General features: G+C 51.2%; 11 protein-coding genes and 1 pseudogene. 11 read left to right on the top strand and 1 reads right to left on the bottom strand.

All coding sequences use genetic code 11. The features are described from left to right. The 7 genes and pseudogenes from FBQ85_02700 to FBQ85_02730 all read left to right on the top strand — a co-directional run. Positions 1-871, top strand: an 871-nt coding sequence (locus FBQ85_02700; GenBank protein MDL1874072.1) for a T9SS type A sorting domain-containing protein, incomplete at its 5' end; no start/stop codon positions are given. A 13-nt stretch (positions 872-884) separates the two neighbouring features. Next, positions 885-2,810, top strand: coding sequence for a T9SS type A sorting domain-containing protein (locus tag FBQ85_02705; GenBank protein MDL1874073.1), 1,926 nt, complete (start codon positions 885-887; stop codon positions 2,808-2,810). Positions 2,811-2,970: 160 nt separating this feature from the next. After that, the gene (locus FBQ85_02710; protein MDL1874074.1) at positions 2,971-4,773 is read left to right on the top strand and encodes a right-handed parallel beta-helix repeat-containing protein; all 1,803 of its coding nucleotides are present in this window, start codon (positions 2,971-2,973) and stop codon (positions 4,771-4,773) included. A 49-nt stretch (positions 4,774-4,822) separates the two neighbouring features. Further along, positions 4,823-5,779 (top strand): annotated as a pseudogene (locus tag FBQ85_02715) (glycoside hydrolase). 724 nt (positions 5,780-6,503) lie between these two features. Then, the gene (locus FBQ85_02720) at positions 6,504-7,901 is read left to right on the top strand and encodes an MFS transporter (GenBank protein MDL1874075.1); all 1,398 of its coding nucleotides are present in this window, start codon (positions 6,504-6,506) and stop codon (positions 7,899-7,901) included. 43 nt (positions 7,902-7,944) lie between these two features. Beyond that, on the top strand, positions 7,945-10,239 hold the full coding sequence (locus FBQ85_02725) for a beta-glucosidase (GenBank protein ID MDL1874076.1): 2,295 nt from the start codon (positions 7,945-7,947) through the stop codon (positions 10,237-10,239). A 155-nt stretch (positions 10,240-10,394) separates the two neighbouring features. Continuing rightward, positions 10,395-13,088, top strand: coding sequence for a glucan 1,4-alpha-glucosidase (locus tag FBQ85_02730; protein MDL1874077.1), 2,694 nt, complete (start codon positions 10,395-10,397; stop codon positions 13,086-13,088). Here the strand turns inward: FBQ85_02730 and FBQ85_02735 are convergent. Further along, entirely contained in the window at positions 13,073-14,173 is a 1,101-nt protein-coding gene (locus FBQ85_02735; GenBank protein ID MDL1874078.1) for a LacI family transcriptional regulator, read from the bottom strand. The two genes, FBQ85_02730 and FBQ85_02735, sit on opposite strands and share 16 nt — an antisense overlap. Positions 14,174-14,291: 118 nt before the next feature. Between FBQ85_02735 and FBQ85_02740 the strand changes: the two genes are divergently transcribed. From FBQ85_02740 to FBQ85_02755, 4 genes are all read left to right on the top strand, one after another. Next, positions 14,292-17,276, top strand: coding sequence for a glycosyl hydrolase (locus FBQ85_02740; GenBank protein ID MDL1874079.1), 2,985 nt, complete (start codon positions 14,292-14,294; stop codon positions 17,274-17,276). Positions 17,277-17,361: 85 nt separating this feature from the next. Next, positions 17,362-17,853: an FABP family protein gene (locus FBQ85_02745; protein ID MDL1874080.1), complete on the top strand. Its 492-nt coding sequence runs from the start codon at positions 17,362-17,364 to the stop codon at positions 17,851-17,853. Positions 17,854-17,855: 2 nt separating this feature from the next. Continuing rightward, positions 17,856-18,791, top strand: coding sequence for an alpha/beta hydrolase (locus FBQ85_02750; GenBank protein ID MDL1874081.1), 936 nt, complete (start codon positions 17,856-17,858; stop codon positions 18,789-18,791). A gap of 190 nt (positions 18,792-18,981) precedes the next feature. Continuing rightward, positions 18,982-19,719 carry a chitooligosaccharide deacetylase gene (locus FBQ85_02755; protein ID MDL1874082.1) on the top strand — a complete coding sequence of 246 codons (738 nt, stop codon included), beginning with the start codon at positions 18,982-18,984 and terminating at the stop codon, positions 19,717-19,719. Positions 19,720-19,731: the final 12 nt, after the last annotated feature.

Below are 19,731 nucleotides of genomic sequence, written 5' to 3' on the forward strand. Positions count from 1 at the left end.
GCCGGACAATCCTTTTGCCGGCAACACCCAGGGTTTTCGCGAAGAAATTTTTGCTTACGGATTCCGCAATCCTTGGCGCTTCAACATCGATCATGTCACCGGGAAAATCTGGGTGGGCGACGTAGGATTCGATAGCTGGGAAGAAATCAACGTCGTTGAGTGCGGCAAAAACTATGGCTGGAGCCAGACCGAAGGCATGGGTTGCCGCCCGGGAGTAAATTGCGATATTGGCAAATACGATCCGCCGGTTTATGTTTATGCAAACCGCGACGTTGATTGTTCGATAACAGGCGGCGCCGTTTACCGCGGCCCGGGCCGTCCCGAGCTTGCCGGAAAATATATTTACGGCGATTGGTGCTCCGGTCGCGTTTGGTCTCTGGAAGACAACGGCGACGGCTCTTACACCAACACCTTGTTGACCGATGAAGACTTTCGCATATCATCCTTCGGCCAGGATGAGAATTATGAGATCTACGTCGTTGCGCTTAATTTTTCCAGCCCGACAAAAATCTACAAGTTTGAGTCGGCGCCAACTTCCGTTGAGGAATCGGACCAAGTGGCGAAGTCATTTTCCTTGTTGCCGAACTATCCCAATCCGTTCTGGAGCGCAGCGACATCCCGCTCTGCGGGAAACCCTTCTACCAGCATCGCTTATCAGCTTGAAATCGAAGCGGACTATGAACTGGCGATTTATGATATGGCCGGAAGGCGGGTGCGATTGCTTGAAAGCGGACATAAGACGCCGGGATCGTATTCGTCGGTTTGGAACGGGCGGAATGATAACGGCGAATTGGTCGGCAGCGGCGTCTATGCGATCAGGCTTGAAAGCGGTAACCGGGAGATCGTCAGAAGAGTGACGTTGCTGAAATAAAGAAAGAGAGTTCATGATGAAATGGCAACTCAACCAATATCGTAGCCTGAAGCATCAATGTGTTTTTCTTCTCCTTTGTTTGATTGTGTTCTTTTCGCAAGCAAATGCTCAGACATTATCCGTGCAAGGAAGAGTGACTGCTTCCAGGTTTGCGGTGCAAAATGCCTTCGTGACCTTTATCGACAATGCCGACACCACGATAAAATTTTCGGCTTTGACGGATGCTTCCGGGTTTTATCAGGTCGGCCTAATAACCTCGGTGGAATCCAATACCAATGGCCTGCCGGATAATTTTGAGCTGGGGCAAAGTTATCCAAATCCGTTTTCTTCAGCAGCGGCCATACCTTATCGGCTTGGAAAAGGTGCTGATGTTCAAGTGACGATCTATGACATTCTCGGCAGGGAAGCCAGAACGTTTGTAGTTGGCAGCCAAATCGCCGGCTTACATCACCTGTTCTGGGATGGCCGGGATAATTTTGGCAAAAGAGTCGCCGGCGGAATCTACTTTTACAAGCTTCAAGCCGGAGATGAATCTCAGGTCAGAAAAATGATTTTTGATTCACGCGGCAGAAGTTCGGTATCACTTCCGCCCGCGTTTTCTTCACCAGTACTGCACATGAACAGGATTGCAGGGCATTATATTCACAATGGGAATTATTCGATTCGTATCGAAAATACAGACAATACCTTTCCAATAGTAGTTTCTCAACAAGTTGAGAACGTTCCGGTACGGAATGATACAACGATTAATTTCAGTGTAAATGCCATCGCCACGACTGTGGTTAATTTGGACAGTGTTCAGCAGATTATCAGAGGCTTCGGCGCAGCCAACATACTGCAATGGCGGGCTGATATGACAGATGCTGAAATTGAGACCGCTTTCGGTACCGGAGAAGGCCAGCTCGGGTTTACGATTCTGCGCCTGCGTGTTCAACCGAATAGTAATGAATGGAACATTAACGTACCGACAGCCAAGAAAGCATACGACATGGGAGCAACGATTATTGCTTCACCCTGGTCTCCGCCTGCTTCCATGAAAACCAACAACAATTTGGTGGGTGGCGAGCTTAGAGAAGATGCGTATGATGACTATGCCGCTCATTTGGACGCATTTGCGGATTTTATGTCAGACAACGGCGTGCCGATATATGCCATATCGGTTCAAAATGAACCCGATGTTAATGTCACCTATGAATCATGTGACTGGAATCCGGAGCAGATGTTAAAATTCATGAGGGAAAATGCGCAAGCGATTGGAACCAGGGTGATGGCGCCGGAATCGTTTCAGTTTCGGCGGCAACTGTCTGACCCGATACTCAATGATTCGCTGGCCACCGCAAATTTGGATATTCTTGCCGGGCACATCTACGGCGGCGGTTTAGCGCGCTATCCGCTGGCGGAAGAAAAGGGAAAAGAAGTCTGGATGACCGAGCATTTGTCCGGCGAGGGCAGTCAAGCCAATGATTGGTCATGGTGCTTGCCGGTGGCAAAAGAGATCAACGACGTCATGCAAGCCGGCATGAGCGCTTATGTTTGGTGGTATATCGTCAGATTTTACGGACCCATCAGTGATGGCGAGAGAAACAGCGGCGCAAAAGGCTCAGTGACAAAAAAGGGTTACGTGATGTCGCAGTTCTCGCGCTTCATTCGTCCGGGGTATCACCGAGTCGACTCGAAGAGTTGGCCGACTACTGGCAATGTTTCCATCACGGCATATAAGGATAGTTCATCCTCCAGGGTCGTTCTTGTTGCTGTAAATACAGGTTCATCACCCCTGGAGGTGGCCTTTAGAATAGAGAGTGGTGCCGTAAACAGCTTTTCGACTTACACGACTTCGGCAGCTAAGAATGTTGTTCAAGGCGATGATGTCGATGTCATCGACGATAGATGCACTCTTAATTTGGAAGCGTCGAGCATAACGACATTAGTATCGAACTGAAATGCGTGAAGTGCAACTGAAATGTCAGAAAAATGCACGGCGGAAAAATAAAAAGGAGCTTTATTTCTCTATCCCACATTTTTCTGCCAGCGCTATTGCTTGAACGCGAAACGAAAGAGAGGTTCAAGTGAGATTTTATCTCGGCTGTTTTCTTTTCTGTTTGTGCTCAACAATCGTGGCACAACCCTCCGGGGGACCGTACGGCCCGATCCGGCAAACGTACAAACTGCCCGCCGGAGCGGGAAAAATTTATTATGTCGCGCCCGACGGGCAAGCCGACCAAACCGGCGAGTCACTAAGCACGCCAACAACCATCGAAGCAGCTATTGCACGCGTGAAGACCGGTGATGCGATCATCATGCGCGGCGGAACATATCGCACCGGCAACTTGATTTTGAATCAAGGCGTCACGATTCAGCCGTATGCAGATGAACTACCGATTTTGAAAGGAACATTTGTCGCTTCCGATTGGAAGAAGCAAGACAACGGATTGTGGGTCAGCGAGTGGTCTCGTTTATTTCCATCCAGGCCGCAAGATTGGTGGCGGCGTCATCGCGAGGGTGCAAAAACGCCGCAGCATCGTTTCAATAACGACATGGTGTTTGTTGATGGCAGGTTCCTGCAATCGGCGGGTTGGGAAGGCGAATTGGAGGAAAACACCTTTTTTATTGATTACGAAACCGGTTTAGTTTATCTCGCCGTTGATCCCACGGACAAACTGGTGGAGATCACCGCGTTCGATGTGGCCATTTTGAGAACAACGAAGGAGGCGCATGGCAAAACTTCGGATCGCAAGGGTTATACTATTCGCGGCCTCACGTTCACGCAATATGCCTATCGAGCGCTCGAAATCGAAGGCACCGAGCCGGAAGGCATCTCACCCGAATCCCAACACGGCAAAGAAGTGGTGGGCACGACGCTGGAGCATTGCACAATTTCCTTTTGCTCGCGCGTTGCAGGTTATCTGCGCGGCGATCGCATGACGATTCGGCATTGCAAAGTGAGTGATACGAGCACGGAAGGCATCTACATTATTGCCTCCAACGACGTGCTGCTGGAAAGGAATATTTTCACGCGCAACAACATCGAGAACATCACCGGCTACTATCCCGCGGCGGTGAAGATTTTCAATCAGTCTTACCGCGTGACGTGCAATGATAATTTGGTGATCGAACATCCCAATTCCAACGGCATTTGGTATGACGTCGGCAATGTTGATGGGGTGTTTACCAACAATTGGATCGAAGGCGTCGGCCGCGTGAGCAACACATTTTCTACTGAAAATCTCTGGCCCAGTGATAACGGATTCTTCTTTGAAATCTCCCAAGGCGCGATTTGTGCCGGCAATGTCTTTGTCAACAATGATCATGGCATCATGGTGCTCAATGCCTCGAATGTGCAAATCTACAATAACACGTTTGTGAACAGCATGGCCTGTATTGGCCGCAATGCGCGCAGCGCGCAAGGCGATCACTTTGGCTGGCACCCAAGCACCGGGCCGGATGTTGGCGAGCGCGACGGCCACATCTTTTCCAACAACCTGCTCGTCGGCGATAAGGATTTCAATAGATCGTTGTTGTTCGTCTGGCAGCCGGCCTCGTTGTGCGAGAGGCTCAACAAGCCGCAAATGAAGCAGCTCGATTACAATGTGTACGTACGGGGTGCAGAAAGGATCTCTTATCCTTTGATTCTGTGGAGCCCGGCAGCGAATGAGAAGTGCCAAACGGGATTTGAGTCGTTGGAAGATCTGCGCAAGTCGTATCCGGAGTTTTCGAAGAACAGTCGGCATTTTTCGAATTATGATGGCCCGTTGTTCAAAGGCATTGAGTTGGGCAATTATCAATTATTGTCCGCATTTCCGGCGGCGGGATCAGCCATGCCGCTGCCGGTAGGAATCAAAAAACTCCTTGGCCCCTCCAAGAAAGGCGGTCAGTACGTTGGAGCATATCCTCCGATGCAGTGAAAAGTTGTATCCGTGTTCTTTTCGACAGATTCGTATGGAGGTTTGAACTATGAAAATTGAGAAGATTTTTCTAAAGCAGCGCCGCGCTGCAATCTTTGCTTTGCTTTTCTGTGCAACCGGACTATCGCCGCAACTCTCATTTGCCCAGCTTGCCGCCAACAAAAGCAAGTTTGTGGGTAACATCATCGGCAACGGCTTTAGTATTCGGGAAAACAACTTTAAGAGATATTGGAATCAGGTTACTCCCGAGAATGCGGGAAAATGGGGAAGTCTCAACTGGCAGCAGCTCGACAATATCTACAATTTTGCGAAGAATAACGGCTTTCTTTATCGCCATCACACGCTGGTTTGGGGAAATCAAGAACCCGGGCATATCGCCGGCCTTGATTCCGCGAGCCAGTATCAGGAAGTGGTAAACTGGATCTCGGCAGTGGGGCAAAGATATCCCGACATGGATTACTGCGACGTGGTCAACGAGCCGCTGCACGCGCCGCCATCTTACAAACGAGCACTCGGGGGCGACGGCGCAACGGGTTGGGATTGGGTGATCAAAGCTTTTGAACTGGCGCGGCAATATTTGCCGGCGAAAACGGAATTGCATTTGAACGAGTACAGCGTCATCAACGACGGCAATGCCAACGCGCGCTACATTCAAATCATCAATCTGCTCAAAGAAAGAGGATTGATTGACGGCATTGGCGTGCAAGGCCATAATTTTGAAGTGAACGGTGGCGCCTCGACGACGACGTTGCACAACAATTTGACCAATCTCGCCGCCACCGGGCTGCCGGTTTACATCACTGAATTCGACATTAACGTTCAAGACGACAACACACAGTTGCAAAGGTATCAAACCATATTTCCGGTGCTCTATGAACATCCGGGAGTTTATGGCATAACATTATGGGGCTACATCCGGTATGAAATCTGGCAGCAGGAGGCATACTTGCTCAATGAGCGTTTGGCCGAACGCCCGGCGATGCAATGGCTGCGCACGTATCTCGCCAGCCCGCTGCGACCGGCGCTGATTTCGCCCAACGGCACGATGGAAGAACCGCGAAATCCTCTTTTGATGTGGCATCCTTCGGAGTCAGCGAATTCCTACCAGGTCCAGGTTGCCACTAACAGAACGTTCACCTCAATTGTGGTGGATTCCACTGTCGCCGATACGCTGCTGCAATTGAGTCCGCTGGCCGCAAACACGCAATACTATTGGCGCGTGCGCGGCGTGAACGAACATGGAACGAGCGCCTATTCAACTCTGGCAAGTTTCACCACCCGAGATGAGAGCTCGGCTGTCGAAGAGTTTGCCGAGATTCCGGTGGCGTTCCGGTTGCTGCAAAACTATCCCAACCCGTTCAATCCCGTTACCAGTGTGACGTACGAGGTCGGCGGCCGGCAACATGTGAGCTTAAAAGTCTATGACATCTCAGGGCGCGAGGTTGCCACGTTAGTGGATGAGAGCAAGTCTGCAGGCCGTTATCACGCCACGTTTGATGCGAGTGGTTTAAACAGCGGCGTATATTTCATCAAATTATCGGCCGGAGAATTCGTCGATATGAAAAGAGCGGTGCTGATCCGTTGAGTAAGGGTAGGCGTCAGCCGCTGGAGAATTCACTGATATCGCTGACATCCAAGTCAACTTGAAAGTATAAAAACGAACCCGGCTTTTTCTGTTTGAGAACAATCCCGGTACAAAGCAACGAACCTTTGCAAAAAGGAAAAGAACCATGCCGCCTGAAACAGAGAAGCTTTCCGTAAAAGAGAAGATTGGCTATAGCCTGGGCGACACCGCCTCCAATTTGTTTTTTCAAACGTTCATTTTGTTTCTCCCGATTTTCTATACCGACGTCTTCGGTTTGCCCGCGGCTGCGATGGGAACGATGTTTTTGGTCACGAGAATCTTCGACGCCGTCAACGATCCCATCATGGGCACGATTGCCGATCACACGAAGATGCGCTGGGGAAAATTTCGCCCGTATATTCTTCTCTTTGCCATCCCGTTTGGCATCATGGGCGTGCTCACGTTTACGACGCCTGGTTTCGATGCCACCGGCAAACTCATCTATGCTTATATCACGTACAATCTTCTGATGGTTATGTACACCATCGTGAATGTTCCTTATTCAGCACTCATGGGAGTGATAACGCCCAATTCTCTGGAACGCACGGAAGTATCGTCATTCCGTTTTGTTGCCGCTTTTGTTGGCGGTTTGATTGTGCAGGCGGCGACTATTTCCCTGGTGAAATATTTCGGTCAGGGAAATGACGCCGTGGGTTGGCAATGGGCGATGGGATGTCTTGCCGGCTTGGCGGCAGTTTTACTCTTTATCACATTTGCCACCACTAAGGAAAGAGTGCAACCGCCCAAAGAACAAAAGAGTCAGTTCAAAAGGGATCTCAAGGATTTGTTTTCCAACGCCCCCTGGTTGATGATCGCCGGAGCAACGGTTTGCCAATTGACGTTTATTGTCATGCGCCAATCTTCGGTTGCCTACTATTTCAAGTACTATGTCCGCGATCAGCAGCTCAATCTCTTCGGCAACGTCATCAACCTTTCCTACGAGACTTTCACCTCATCCTTTTTGCTGGCGGGCAGCGTTGTGACCATCATCGGCGTCGTGCTTACCAAGTGGTTTTCGAAGCTCCTTGATAAGAAAAACACCTACGCCGGATTTCTCATCGCCGCGGCCGTGGTGAACGCTGTGTTATATGTCGTACGTCCACAGGATGTCATTCTCATTTATGTGCTCAATCTGCTTTTCTCATTCTTCGTCGGGCCTGTGTCGGTGCTGCAGTGGGCCATGTACACCGACACCGCCGATTACTCGGAATGGAAAAACAACCGGCGCGCCACCGGTTTGTTGATGGCGGCCTCATTGTTTGCGCTGAAGCTCGGCTTGACTTTGGGGGGGGCATTTGTGGGGTGGTTGCTTGCCTATTACGGGTTTGTTGCGAATCAGGAGCAAACGCCGGAGGCCATGAACGGCATTGTGAAGCTGTTGAGCATCTTTCCGGCGATCTTTGGCATTGCCGGCGGCCTGTTGATGATGCGTTACCCCCTGACAAATAAAATGATGGTTAAAATCGAGGAAGATTTAACTGTTCGAAGGCAGGAAGCGCGGTAAAATTCATTGAGCTAATTCAGAATCTTTTTCAAGTACGACGAATATGCAAACCAAAGCACTTTATCAAGTTCCGGATCTACCGATAGCAGAGCGTGTCGCGGACTTGCTTTCGCGCATGACGCTTGAAGAAAAAGCTGCCCAAATGATTTGCGTTTGGCAGGATAAGAACCGGACACTCGTGGATGAGACAGGCAGATTTGATTTCGAAAAGGCCAGCTTCCATTATAAAGAGGGATATGGCTTGGGTCAGATTGGTCGCCTCAGCGATACCGCTGGCGGCATTAACGCCAGAGAGCAAGCCGAACTGTCCAACACGATTCAGAAATTTTTTATTGAAAACAGCCGCCTCGGCATACCGGTGGTTTTTCATGAAGAATGTTTGCACGGCCAGGCGGCGGTTGACAGCACAAGTTTTCCGCAGCCCATTGGGTTGGGCGCCACGTTCGATTCCGATCTGATTCGACGGCTGTATGAAATGACCGCGGAAGAAGTGCGCGTGCGCGGCGTGCATCAAGCGTTGACGCCGGTTCTGGATGTGGCGCGCGATCCGCGCTGGGGGCGCGTGGAGGAAACGTTCGGAGAAGATCCCTATCTCGTGGCGCGTTTGGGCGTTGCCGCGGTGCAAGGTTTTCAGGGTGACGGCGCGTTCAAAAACAGAAAAAGCATCATTGCAACGCTGAAACATTTCGCCGCGCACGGCCAGCCGGAATCCGGCACGAATTGCGCACCCGTGAATGTCTCCGAGCGCGTTCTGCGCGAAGTTTTTCTCTATCCTTTTAGAGAAGCCATTCAAAAAGGCGGCGCAATGAGCGTGATGGCATCGTACAATGAGATTGACGGTGTGCCCTCGCATGCCAACCAATGGCTCTTGCGAAAAGTTCTCCGTAAAGAGTGGGGCTTCAAAGGATTCGTGGTTTCCGATTATTACGCCATTCGCGAGCTTGAAATCCGGCCTGATTTTGGTCTCGGCAATCATGTTGCCAAAGACGGCAAGGAGGCGGCGCTGCTGGCTGCACGTGCCGGCGTGAATATCGAAATGCCCGAACCGGATTGCTATAAGCACCTGGTCGAGTTGGTGCGTGAACGCCGTTTGGAAGAATCTGTTCTTGATGAACTCGTCGCCGCAGTACTGATTTACAAATTCAAGCTGGGGTTGTTCGAAGATCCCTATGTTGATCCTGCCGCCGCCGAACGCATTGTCGGTAGCAAGGCCAATCGCAAGCTGGCCTTGCAAGCCGCGCGCGAAACCATCACGCTGCTCAAGAACGATCACGGCGTCGCGCCGCTTGATCTCAAAAAGATCAAAACCCTTGCTGTTATTGGCCCCAATGCCGATCGCGAATTGCTCGGCGGATACAGCGGCAAGCCCAAGCAAGTTTCAACCGTGTTAAGCGGCATTCGCGAGCGCGCGGGCGCTGCCGCGCAGATTCTCTATCACGAAGGTTGCAAGATTACAATTGGCGGGTCATGGCATCAAGATGAAGTTGTGCCCAGCGATCCGGAGGAAGATCGCAAAAGCATCGCCGAAGCTGTGAAGGTTGCGCAACAAGCGGATGCCATTGTGCTGGCCATCGGCGGCAACGAACAAACCTCGCGCGAGGCCTGGGCGTTGAACCATCTCGGTGATCGCGCAGATTTGGAAATGGTTGGCCGGCAGGACGAGCTGGTGAATGCCATTGCCGCGCTCGGCAAGCCGGTCATTGCCCTTCTCTTCAACGGTAGGCCGCTCTCCGTGCGCAATCTCGTTGAGAAAGTGCCGGTGATTTTTGAATGCTGGTATTTGGGTCAGGAAACCGGTCAGGCAGTGGCGGACGTGTTGTTCGGAGAGGTGAATCCCGGCGGCAAGCTGCCGATCACGATCCCGCGTTCGGTTGGACATATTCCGGCTTACTACAATTACAAGCCCTCGGCGCGCCGCGGTTATCTCTTCGAATCTGTAGAGCCGTTGTTCGCTTTTGGCTTTGGACTCAGCTACACACAGTTTCGCTTCAGCCCACCGCGTTTGGATAAAACCGCAATTCGCCCGGAAGAATCGACCCGCGTGACCGTGGAGGTGACAAACGCGGGCAACCGGGCCGGCGATGAAGTTGTGCAGATGTATATTCGCGACAAAGTCAGCTCCGTGACGCGCCCGGTGAAGGAACTGAAAGGATTCCAGCGGATCAGCCTGCAGCCGGGCGAGGCCAAGACCGTGGCGTTCGATATCACCCCGGAGCATCTGGCGTTTTACAATATCGATATGAATTATGTGGTGGAACCCGGCGATTTTGAAATCATGTTGGGGAATTCCTCGCGTGATCAGGATTTGCAAAAAATTCTGCTCACGGTGGAGGGATAGCGTCACGCAAGAACTTTTTTAGCGCCGCCCCGGGACGGTCGCAACGGCCGTCCCGGTTGTTCTTCGCCGTTACTGTGCGTGTTCGTATTAACGCCTTCAGGTGTTCAAAGTTTGACAAAGAGCAAGTGACATCATCGGTTTTGGTGTTCTTAAGGATGCGAAATGAACAGGACGAAACCTCCCACGAGTTTTTGTTTGCATTCAATCAAGGAAGAACAATGCGAGCACTTGTTTTCAGCCTGTTATTGAGTTGTCACCTCCTCGATGCGCAAGAAATGAACAACCAACTTGAGTACCTTGATCACACGCTGCCCATGGCAAGGCGTGTCGATGATTTGATCTCCCGCATGACGCTGGAGGAAAAGATTTCGCAAATGGGGCACAGCGCCCAGGCCATTCCGAGGTTGCAGATACCCGAATACAATTGGTGGAATGAATGCTTGCATGGCGTGGCGCGCGCGGGCACGGCCACGGTGTTTCCGCAAGCCATTGCGCTGGCCGCAACCTGGAATACGGACTTGATGCGCCATATCGCCGAAGTGACTTCGACGGAAGCGCGCGCCAAACATCATGAATATGCGCGGCAGGGTGATCGCGATATTTACAAAGGATTGACGTTTTGGAGTCCGAATATCAACATCTTTCGCGATCCGCGCTGGGGCCGCGGCCAGGAGACGTACGGTGAAGATCCTTATCTCACCAGCCGCATGGGCGTGGCGTTTGTGAAGGGTTTGCAGGGCGATGATCCCAAATATTTCAAAGTCATCGCAACGCCGAAACACTATGCCGTGCACAGCGGCCCGGAGCCGGAGCGCCACGCCTTTGACGCCGTTACCAACAACCGCGATCTTTACGACACCTATCTGCCTGCTTTCGAAGCCTGCATCAAAGAAGCAGGCGCTTTTTCCGTGATGTGCGCCTACAATCGTTACATGGGCGAAGCGTGTTGCGGCTCGCCGCGCTTGTTGCAGAAGATCTTGCGCGCAGATTGGGGCTTTCAGGGCTATGTGGTCTCGGATTGCGGCGCGATTGCCGATATTTTTGAATATCACAAAATTTCAAAAACCGGCGCAGAAGCTGCGGCGCTCGCGGTGAAATCCGGCACAGATTTGAATTGTGGCAGCGTCTATCAATCGGCCCTGCTCGAGGCCGTTCAACAAAAACTGTTGCCGGAAGAAGAGATCAATACTGCGGTGCGACGTCTGTTTACGGCGCGCTTCAAGCTGGGCATGTTCGATCCGCCGGAATTGGTCAAGTATGCCAGCATACCATTCGAGGTGAATGACTCCCCGGAGCATCGCCAACTTTCGTTGCGCGCGGCGCAGGAGTCCATCGTCCTGCTCAAGAACGAGAACAATCTTCTGCCTCTCAAAAAGGATTTGAAACGGATTGCCGTCATCGGGCCAACGGCGAATTCCTATTTGATGCTGCTCGGAAATTATCACGGCACGCCTTCACGATATGTCACGCCTCTGCGCGGCATTCAGAACAAAGCCGGGCGCACCACCGAGGTGGTTTATGCCAACGGCTGTGATCTGATTGAAGAAGACAAGATCATCCACAATCTGTCTTCGGAGAACTTGAGCGCCGGAGGCAACCCCGGATTGCAGGCGGAATACTTTCGCAGCACAAACCTGGAAGGTGAACCGTTCTTCACAAAAATCGATCCCATTGACAATGCTAACTGGATCTACGGCACGCGTCTTCCCAATCTCAGAAAAGAACCGAAATTCTCTATCCGCTGGAGCGGCATGTTCACCGCGCCGGAAACCGGAGATTACAAATTTACCATCGCGGGTGATGACGGCTATCGTCTGTTCCTCGACGGAAAGGCCATCATCGAAAATTGGACCGAACACGACGCGGCGGCCTCGAAAAGCAATCGCCTGTCTCTGGAAAAAGGCAAAGCGTATCCGCTGAGATTGGAATTTTTTCACAACTCCGGCCGCCCGCAGTTGTTCGTGCAATGGGAGTTGTTGAACTTCGATTATTTCAATCAAGCGATCGAACTGGCTAAGCGCGCGGAGGTGGTTATTTTTGCCGGCGGGATCACCGCGCAGTTGGAGGGCGAGGAAATGCGGGTGGATTACGAAGGTTTTCGCGGCGGCGATCGCACGAGCCTTGACTTGCCCAAAGTGCAGGAACGTTTGCTCAATGCTCTACATGCCACCGGCACGCCGGTTGTCCTTGTGCTCAGCAGCGGCAGCGCGCTGGCTGTGAATTGGGCCAACGAAAACATTCCGGCCATCATTCAGCTTTGGTATCCGGGGCAGGAGGGCGGAACCGCGCTGGCTGACGTACTTTTCGGAGATTATAATCCTGCCGGCAGATTGCCGGTGACGTTCTACAAATCCGTTGAGCAACTGCCGCCCTTTGCAGATTACAATATGAAGGGCCGCACCTACCGGTATTTTGAAGGCGAGCCGCTGTTTCCATTTGGATACGGCTTGAGTTATACGAAATTCGAATATCGCAATCTCTCGCTTCCTGATGAAATCAAAGCTGGAGAGGAGACAAAAGTTTCTGTCGAAGTGCATAACACGGGAATGCGGGCGGGCGATGAAGTGGTCCAACTTTATGTCAAAAATTTGACCGCCTCCGCGCCCGTGCCGTTGCGTGCATTGCAGGGCTTCAAACGCATTCATTTAAAGCCGGGCGAAACGCAGGTTGTCGCGTTTGTTTTGCAGCCGAGGCAACTCGCGCGCATCGATGAGAAGAATCAATTTGTAGTTGAACCAGGCGGGTTTGAAATAGCCGTGGGTAGCGTACTTCCGGGGACGGCAGCCGCAACGACCGGAACTCTTACAAAAGAAATAAGAATTACCGGCGAAAGCTACTTGGTGAACTGAAGCTCGGGCTTCAAAACTTTTGTGGATTCTCGCACAATAAATTCCGTGTCCAAGACCACACGTTTAGGCGGCAGCAGCGTCGGCGATTCAATGTTTTCGATCAATATTTCCGCAGCTTTTTTGCCGATCTCATGCTGCGGCGCGCGAATGGTGGTCAGCGGTACCGGATAAATTTTAGCGTAATAAATGTCATCGTTGCCGATGATGGAAATATCCTCGGGCACGCGCAGTTTCAGTTCTTTCAAGGCTGTCAAAACCGCCAGCGCCTGCAAATCATTGAAGCAAACTATGGCGGTCGGATAGGTGTCGCGGCTTCTGCACTTGAAATAGTCCAGCGTTCTTGCAAAACTTTCTTCATAGTTCGAACCGACGGACACGATCATATCTTTGTGAAACGCCAGCGTGCTTTCGCTGAACGCATGCCGGAAACCCTCGATACGTTCCTGAGTGTGAGAGGAGTTGGGTGGGCCGGCAAAATGGACGATCTTGGTGTGGCCGCTGTCGATCAAGTAGGTCACGGCCCGTTTGATTGCTTTGGTATTGTCAATCGCGACGACGTTCGCCTGTATGCCTTTAACGTCTTCCAAAAGCACAAACGGGTAGTTGATCATTCTTAATTTGAACAGATGCTCGATTTCTGCCCGCCCCTCAACCGTGGGGGCGATGATGGCGCCCTTGATGTCTTTCGTCGAAAAAAGATGTGACAGCTCTTTCTCACGCTCGTGGTCGCTTTCGGAACTGGCAACAATAACCGAGTAACCCTTGCTGTTTGCATATTCCCGCGCGCCGGTTGCAATGGAAGCATAAAACGGATAATTCAAATCCTTGATGATAACGCCGATACTTTTGTCTTGGCTGGTTTTTTTAAGATTTCGAGCAACGCCTTTGGGCCGGAAATTGAGTTCCTTCATGACCTTCAATATGTGATCGCGAGTTTCTGGCTTGACCGAATTTTTTGAGTTGATAACCGCAGAAACTGTTCCTTTGGAATAGTTCGCGCGTTTTGCAACCTCTGCAATTGTGACTTTTCTCATACTGTTCTCCGATTCGGTTGCAGGGAAAACAAGGTCTTTGAAACGGTTCATTTTTACAGAAGCAAGATACAAAATTTTTAGTTATAAACCAACGATTGAACCGAATACAGCTCTACTTTTTTGTGTAATTCGAAAAACTTCATGCCCACAATCAGCCTGAGGTAATGCCATGCGAAAGGTGAGTATTGGTTGTACGATCCCTTTTTGTTTGATATTTTTAGCCACTGAACACGTGTGCTCCTCTGGTTTGACCGATGCAGAGCCGCCTAGAGACAGCCCGGTTGCGGCATTTTCAAATGAAGTAAACTCCTACATCTTAACCAAGAACGAGAAGGGCGCCTTTGCCCTTTCCTCCTCCGGCCGGTCGGCGCCATTACACATCAGCTCGCAGGATTTCCCCGGCGTGCTGCGTGTGCTGAAACACTTGCAGAGCGACATTGCCCGCGTCACGAATGCCTCGCCCGACATCGCGATGGATAAACTTCCCGCTGCTAAGGAAATCGTGTTGGTTGGCACTTTGGGCAAAAACCCGGTGATCGACAAACTCGTGCAGCAGAAAAAGCTTGACGTGAACGGCATCGCGGGGAAGTGGGAAACTTTTCTTATTCAGGTTATTGAAAAGCCGCTGCCCAACATTGATCGTGTCTTGATCATTGCGGGCAGCGACAAGCGCGGCACCATCTTCGGCATGTATGATCTTGCCGCGCAAATCGGCGTTTCGCCGTGGTACTATTGGGCCGATGTGCCGGTGAAGAAAAAGTCCGAAATTTATATCAAACCCGGCCGGCACACGCTCGGCGAGCCGGCAGTGAAGTATCGCGGCATCTTCATCAATGATGAAAATCCGGCACTGCTGGGTTGGGTTAATAAAACCTTCGGCGGGTTCAATCATCAATTTTATGAAAAAGTTTTTGAATTGATCTTGCGCATGAAGGGAAATTTTCTCTGGCCGGCGATGTGGGGAAAAGCATTTTATGATGACGATTCGCTCAACGCGCCGCTGGCCGACGAGTATGGCGTGGTGATCAGCACTTCGCACCACGAGCCGATGATGCGCGCGCATGTGGAATGGCAGCGCTACGGTTCCGGGCCGTGGAATTATGAAAAGAATGAAGCCAAATTGCGCGAGTTTTGGACGCAGGGCATCAAGCGCATGCGCAATTATGAAAGCATTGTGACTCTCGCGATGCGCGGCGACGGCGACGAGCCGATGACGGAAGAAGCGAATATCGGATTGCTGCAGAGAATCGTTAAAGATCAGCGTGAAATTCTTGGGCAAGTAACGGGCAAAGAAGTAACGAGCATTCCGCAAGTTTGGGCGCTTTACAAAGAAGTGCAGGACTATTATGATCACGGCATGCGTGTGCCGGATGACGTGACGCTGTTGTTGTGCGATGATAATTGGGGCAACATTCGCAAGCTTCCCCAGCGCGATGAAAAGCCGCGGCCCGGCGGTTACGGAATCTATTATCATTATGATTACGTCGGCGGTCCGCGAAATTACAAATGGCTCAACACCAATCAAATTTCGCGTGTGTGGGAGCAAATGCATCTGGCATATCGTTATGGCGCTGATCGCATTTGGATTGTAAATGTCGGCGACATCAAGCCGATGGAGTTTCCCATCGAGTTTTTTTTGGATTACGCCTGGAATCCGGAACAATGGCCGGCTGAGCGTCTGCCGGAGTACACCCGACTCTGGGCAGAACGGCAATTCGGGCCGGAACATGCGAACGATATTGCCGATATTTTGACGCAATACACTAGATTCAATTCACGCCGGAAGCCCGAACTGCTCGCGCCAGACACTTACAGTCTGGTCAACTATCGCGAAGCAGAAACCGTCGTGGCTGAATACAACGAGCTGTCTGCGCGCGCCCGGCGCATCAGTGATTCCTTGCCAGCGAAATACAAAGATGCTTTCTATCAACTCGTCTTGCACCCTGTTGAAGCCTGCGCGAATTTGAATGAGCTTTATGTCACGGTTGGCAAAAATCGCTTGTATGCACAACAAGGACGGGTGGCCGCCAATACGCTGGCGCAAAAAGCCAGAGAATTGTTCAAACGTGACGCTGAGATCACCCATTACTACAACAATGTGATGGCCGACGGCAAGTGGTCGCACATGATGGATCAGACGCACATCGGCTACACTTACTGGCAGCAGCCAGACAGCAATTCCATGCCCGCCGTCAAAGAGAGCGTCATTCCAGCCGCCGCAGAAATGGGCGTTGCCATCGAAGGTTCGGCACAATGGTGGCCGAATGAAAAACGCGAAGCCGTTCTGCCGGAGTTCGATCCCTATCACCAGCAAAATTATTATATCGAAATCTTCAATCGCGGGCAAACGTCTTTTGAGTATTCAGTGCAAGCCGGAGAACCGTGGGTTAAAGTTGAACCCGCAAAGGGAAATATCGAAACAGAAAAGCGTTTGTGGATCAGCATTGATTGGAAAAACGTTCCAATTGGCAAACAGCGCGTTCCGATTACGCTTGCTGGCCCCAACAATCGCCGCGTTGTTGTGCAAGTCGTCATCAATAATCCTTCGGCTCCGAAACGCGATGAGATTGCCGGCTTTGTTGAGAGCAATGGTTATGTTTCAATCGAAGCGGAGCATTACACGCGCAATGTAGCGCAGGCGTCCTCGCCTGCATCTGCAGACAAGATGTCTGCGCTACGGTGGCAGCGCATTCCGGATTTGGGGCGCACGCTCTCGGCGATGACGCCGGTGCCGGTCACCGCACCGCCACAAACGCCCGGCGGCGACAGCCCGCGCTTGGAATATCAAATTTATTTCTTCAACAAAGGCGAGGTGAAGGTCAAAGCGTACCTGTCGCCAACGCTGAATTTCCACAACAATCAAGGTTTGCGCTACGCGATATCGTTTGACGATGAAGCGCCGCAGAGTGTCAACATGCACGCGAACAAAAATTTTCAAGACTGGGAAGAATCCGTGCGCAACAACGTCACGATTGAAGCATCGAAGCACGTGATCAATGCGCCGGGGAAACATGTTTTGAAATTTTGGATGGTTGATCCCGGCGTCGTTCTGCAAAAACTGGTCATCGAAACCGGTGAAGTCAGGCCCAGCTATTTGGGACCTCCAGAGAGTTATCAACGGCTTGGAACAGATGGCTCGGAGGGGTTGCAATAGTTCTTTTAGCGCGCGCACTATTTTAAAAACAGAAAAAGGGAAATTCTATAAGACGATGAAGACAACTAAAACTGGATGATGACACGTGCATATATCACTCACGAATTTTGCTTACATTATCGGCCGGTGGGAGGGAAGTGGCCGTGCGGAGTATCCGACCATCGTTCCTCGCGATTATCGCGAAGAACTCGTTTTTGCAGTGAACGGCAAGGATACCACGATTCATTTTGAACAACGCACCTGGATCAAATCTGCGGATGAGCGCAATGGTGAGCCGCTGTTCTGGGAATCTGGTTTCCTGCTTGACAAGGGCGAGGGATTATTCGAAATGGTCAGCGCACAAAAAAGCGGACGAGTAGAAATTCTGCGAGGCGGCGCGCAAAAAACGGATGAAACGATAATCAAACTTGACCTGGCCAGCGTTGCGATTCTCAATGATGATCGCATGATCCGAGCGGGCCGGATGCTCCATTTCCATGGAGAGACTTTGGAGTATGAGTTATGGATGAGTACGACCAAGAACATCGCCTACCAAAGGCATCTGGTCGCGCGACTGACACATAAAGGAAGACCGTAATAATGCATAAGTTGATCCGAACATTCAAGCTTTGTGCGCTGCTTGCAGTTTGTGAGGTGAGCTTTGCTCAAACGCAGACTCCTGGCGCCGACAAATGGGTGGACTACGCTGCGGGCGAATATGAAATGCTGCCCAACATCACCTATGCCACTGCAAACAATACGGAGTTGAAACTCGATCTCTATCTGCCCAGAGATCGCAGCGTGCCGCTTCCCACGCTCATTCTTTTTCACGGCGGCGGTTGGGTGGCGGGAATGAAAGAGCGCAATGTGTTTTGGTTGCTTCCCTATTTATCCATGGGATGGGCAGTAATCAATGTGGAGTATCGCATTGCGCAGAACTCGCTGGCGCCGGCCGCGGTGGAAGATTGCCGCTGTGCATTAAGATGGGCGACCTATAACGCCGGGCGGTATAACTTGGATGCTTCCAAGTTTGTGCTGACCGGCACTTCGGCTGGCGGACACCTGGCCTTGATCACCGGCATGTTGCCGGCGTTGAATGTTTTTGACCGGCAGTGCCCAACGAATGATAGCACACGCTGGGCAAAAGGAACGGAGCCGGAAACAAAAGTTGCCGCCATCGTCAACTGGTTCGGCATTACGGAGGTCGCTGATCTGCTTGATGGGCCGAATGCCAAACACTACGCTATCGAATGGTTCGGCAGCATGAGCAACCGGCTGGAACTCGCGCGGCAAGTTTCACCGCTCAACTACGTGCGCGCCGGGCTGCCGCCGATCATCACGATTCACGGCGACCAGGATAACATTGTGCCCTATAATCACGCCGTACAGTTGCACGCCGCTTTGGACAAAGCCGGTGTGCCGAATCAGCTTGTCACGATTCGCGGCGGCAAGCATGGCGGCTTCAATCGGCAAGACTTTGTGAACAGCTTTGCAACCATCAGAGAGTTTTTGCGCAAGAATAGTGTTTTAAAGTGAGGTGATTGACAGAAAGATGATTGGCAGAAAAATCTTAATCACTCGGCTTTATTTTTCCGCCAGTCATTTTTCTGTCATAGCTTTTATTCAGACCAACCTAACCCTGCAAAGGCAGAATAGAGTGAAATTCAAAACTCCAATCTTTCTTCAAATCACATCACTGCTCTTTTTGTCCGGATTTGGATTTGAAATGAACGCCCAAGAAAAAAGTTTATGGCATGGTAAAACGTGCGCCGTGTCGCTCACTTATGATGACGCGCTCAATGTGCATTTGGACAATGTCATTCCTGCTCTCGACTCTTTGGGTTTAAAAGGCACGTTTTATTTGTCGGGATATTTTCCCGCTTTTCGCCAGCGCGTGGCCGATTGGAAAGCGGCGGCGAGCAAAGGGCATGAGTTGGGCAATCATACTTTATTTCATCCGTGTACGGGAAAATTGCCTGGCAGAGAATGGGTGCCGCCCGATTATGACTTGGGAAATTACACGATGCAACGCTTGGTCGATGAAATAAAAATGGCAAACACGCTTCTCGAGGCGCTCGACGGCAAAACGAAAAGAACGTTTGCATATCCTTGCGGCGATGTGAAGATCGGCGACGAATCGTATGTTGATAAAATCAAAACCAAATTTGTTGCCGCGCGCGGCGTGAAAAGCAGAATGCCGAAAATTTCTGAAATTGATTTGTTCGATGTCGATGCTTATGTCATCAGTGGGCAATCGGGTGAAGAACTCATCGCGTTGGTCAGGCAAGCGATGCAAAATAATGCCTTGATCGTTTTTCTCTTTCATGGCGTTGGCGGCGAGCATTCAATCGACGTCTCGTTGAGCGCCCATCACCAGCTTTTGCGCTTTCTCAAGCAGAACGAAAAAGACATTTGGATCGCGCCTTTGGTGGATATTGCGGAGCACGTCAAAGAAAACAAATGAGAACCATGCCTA

The sequence above is a fragment of the Cytophagia bacterium CHB2 genome (assembly GCA_030263535.1).
Taxonomy (GTDB): domain Bacteria; phylum Zhuqueibacterota; class Zhuqueibacteria; order Zhuqueibacterales; family Zhuqueibacteraceae; genus Coneutiohabitans.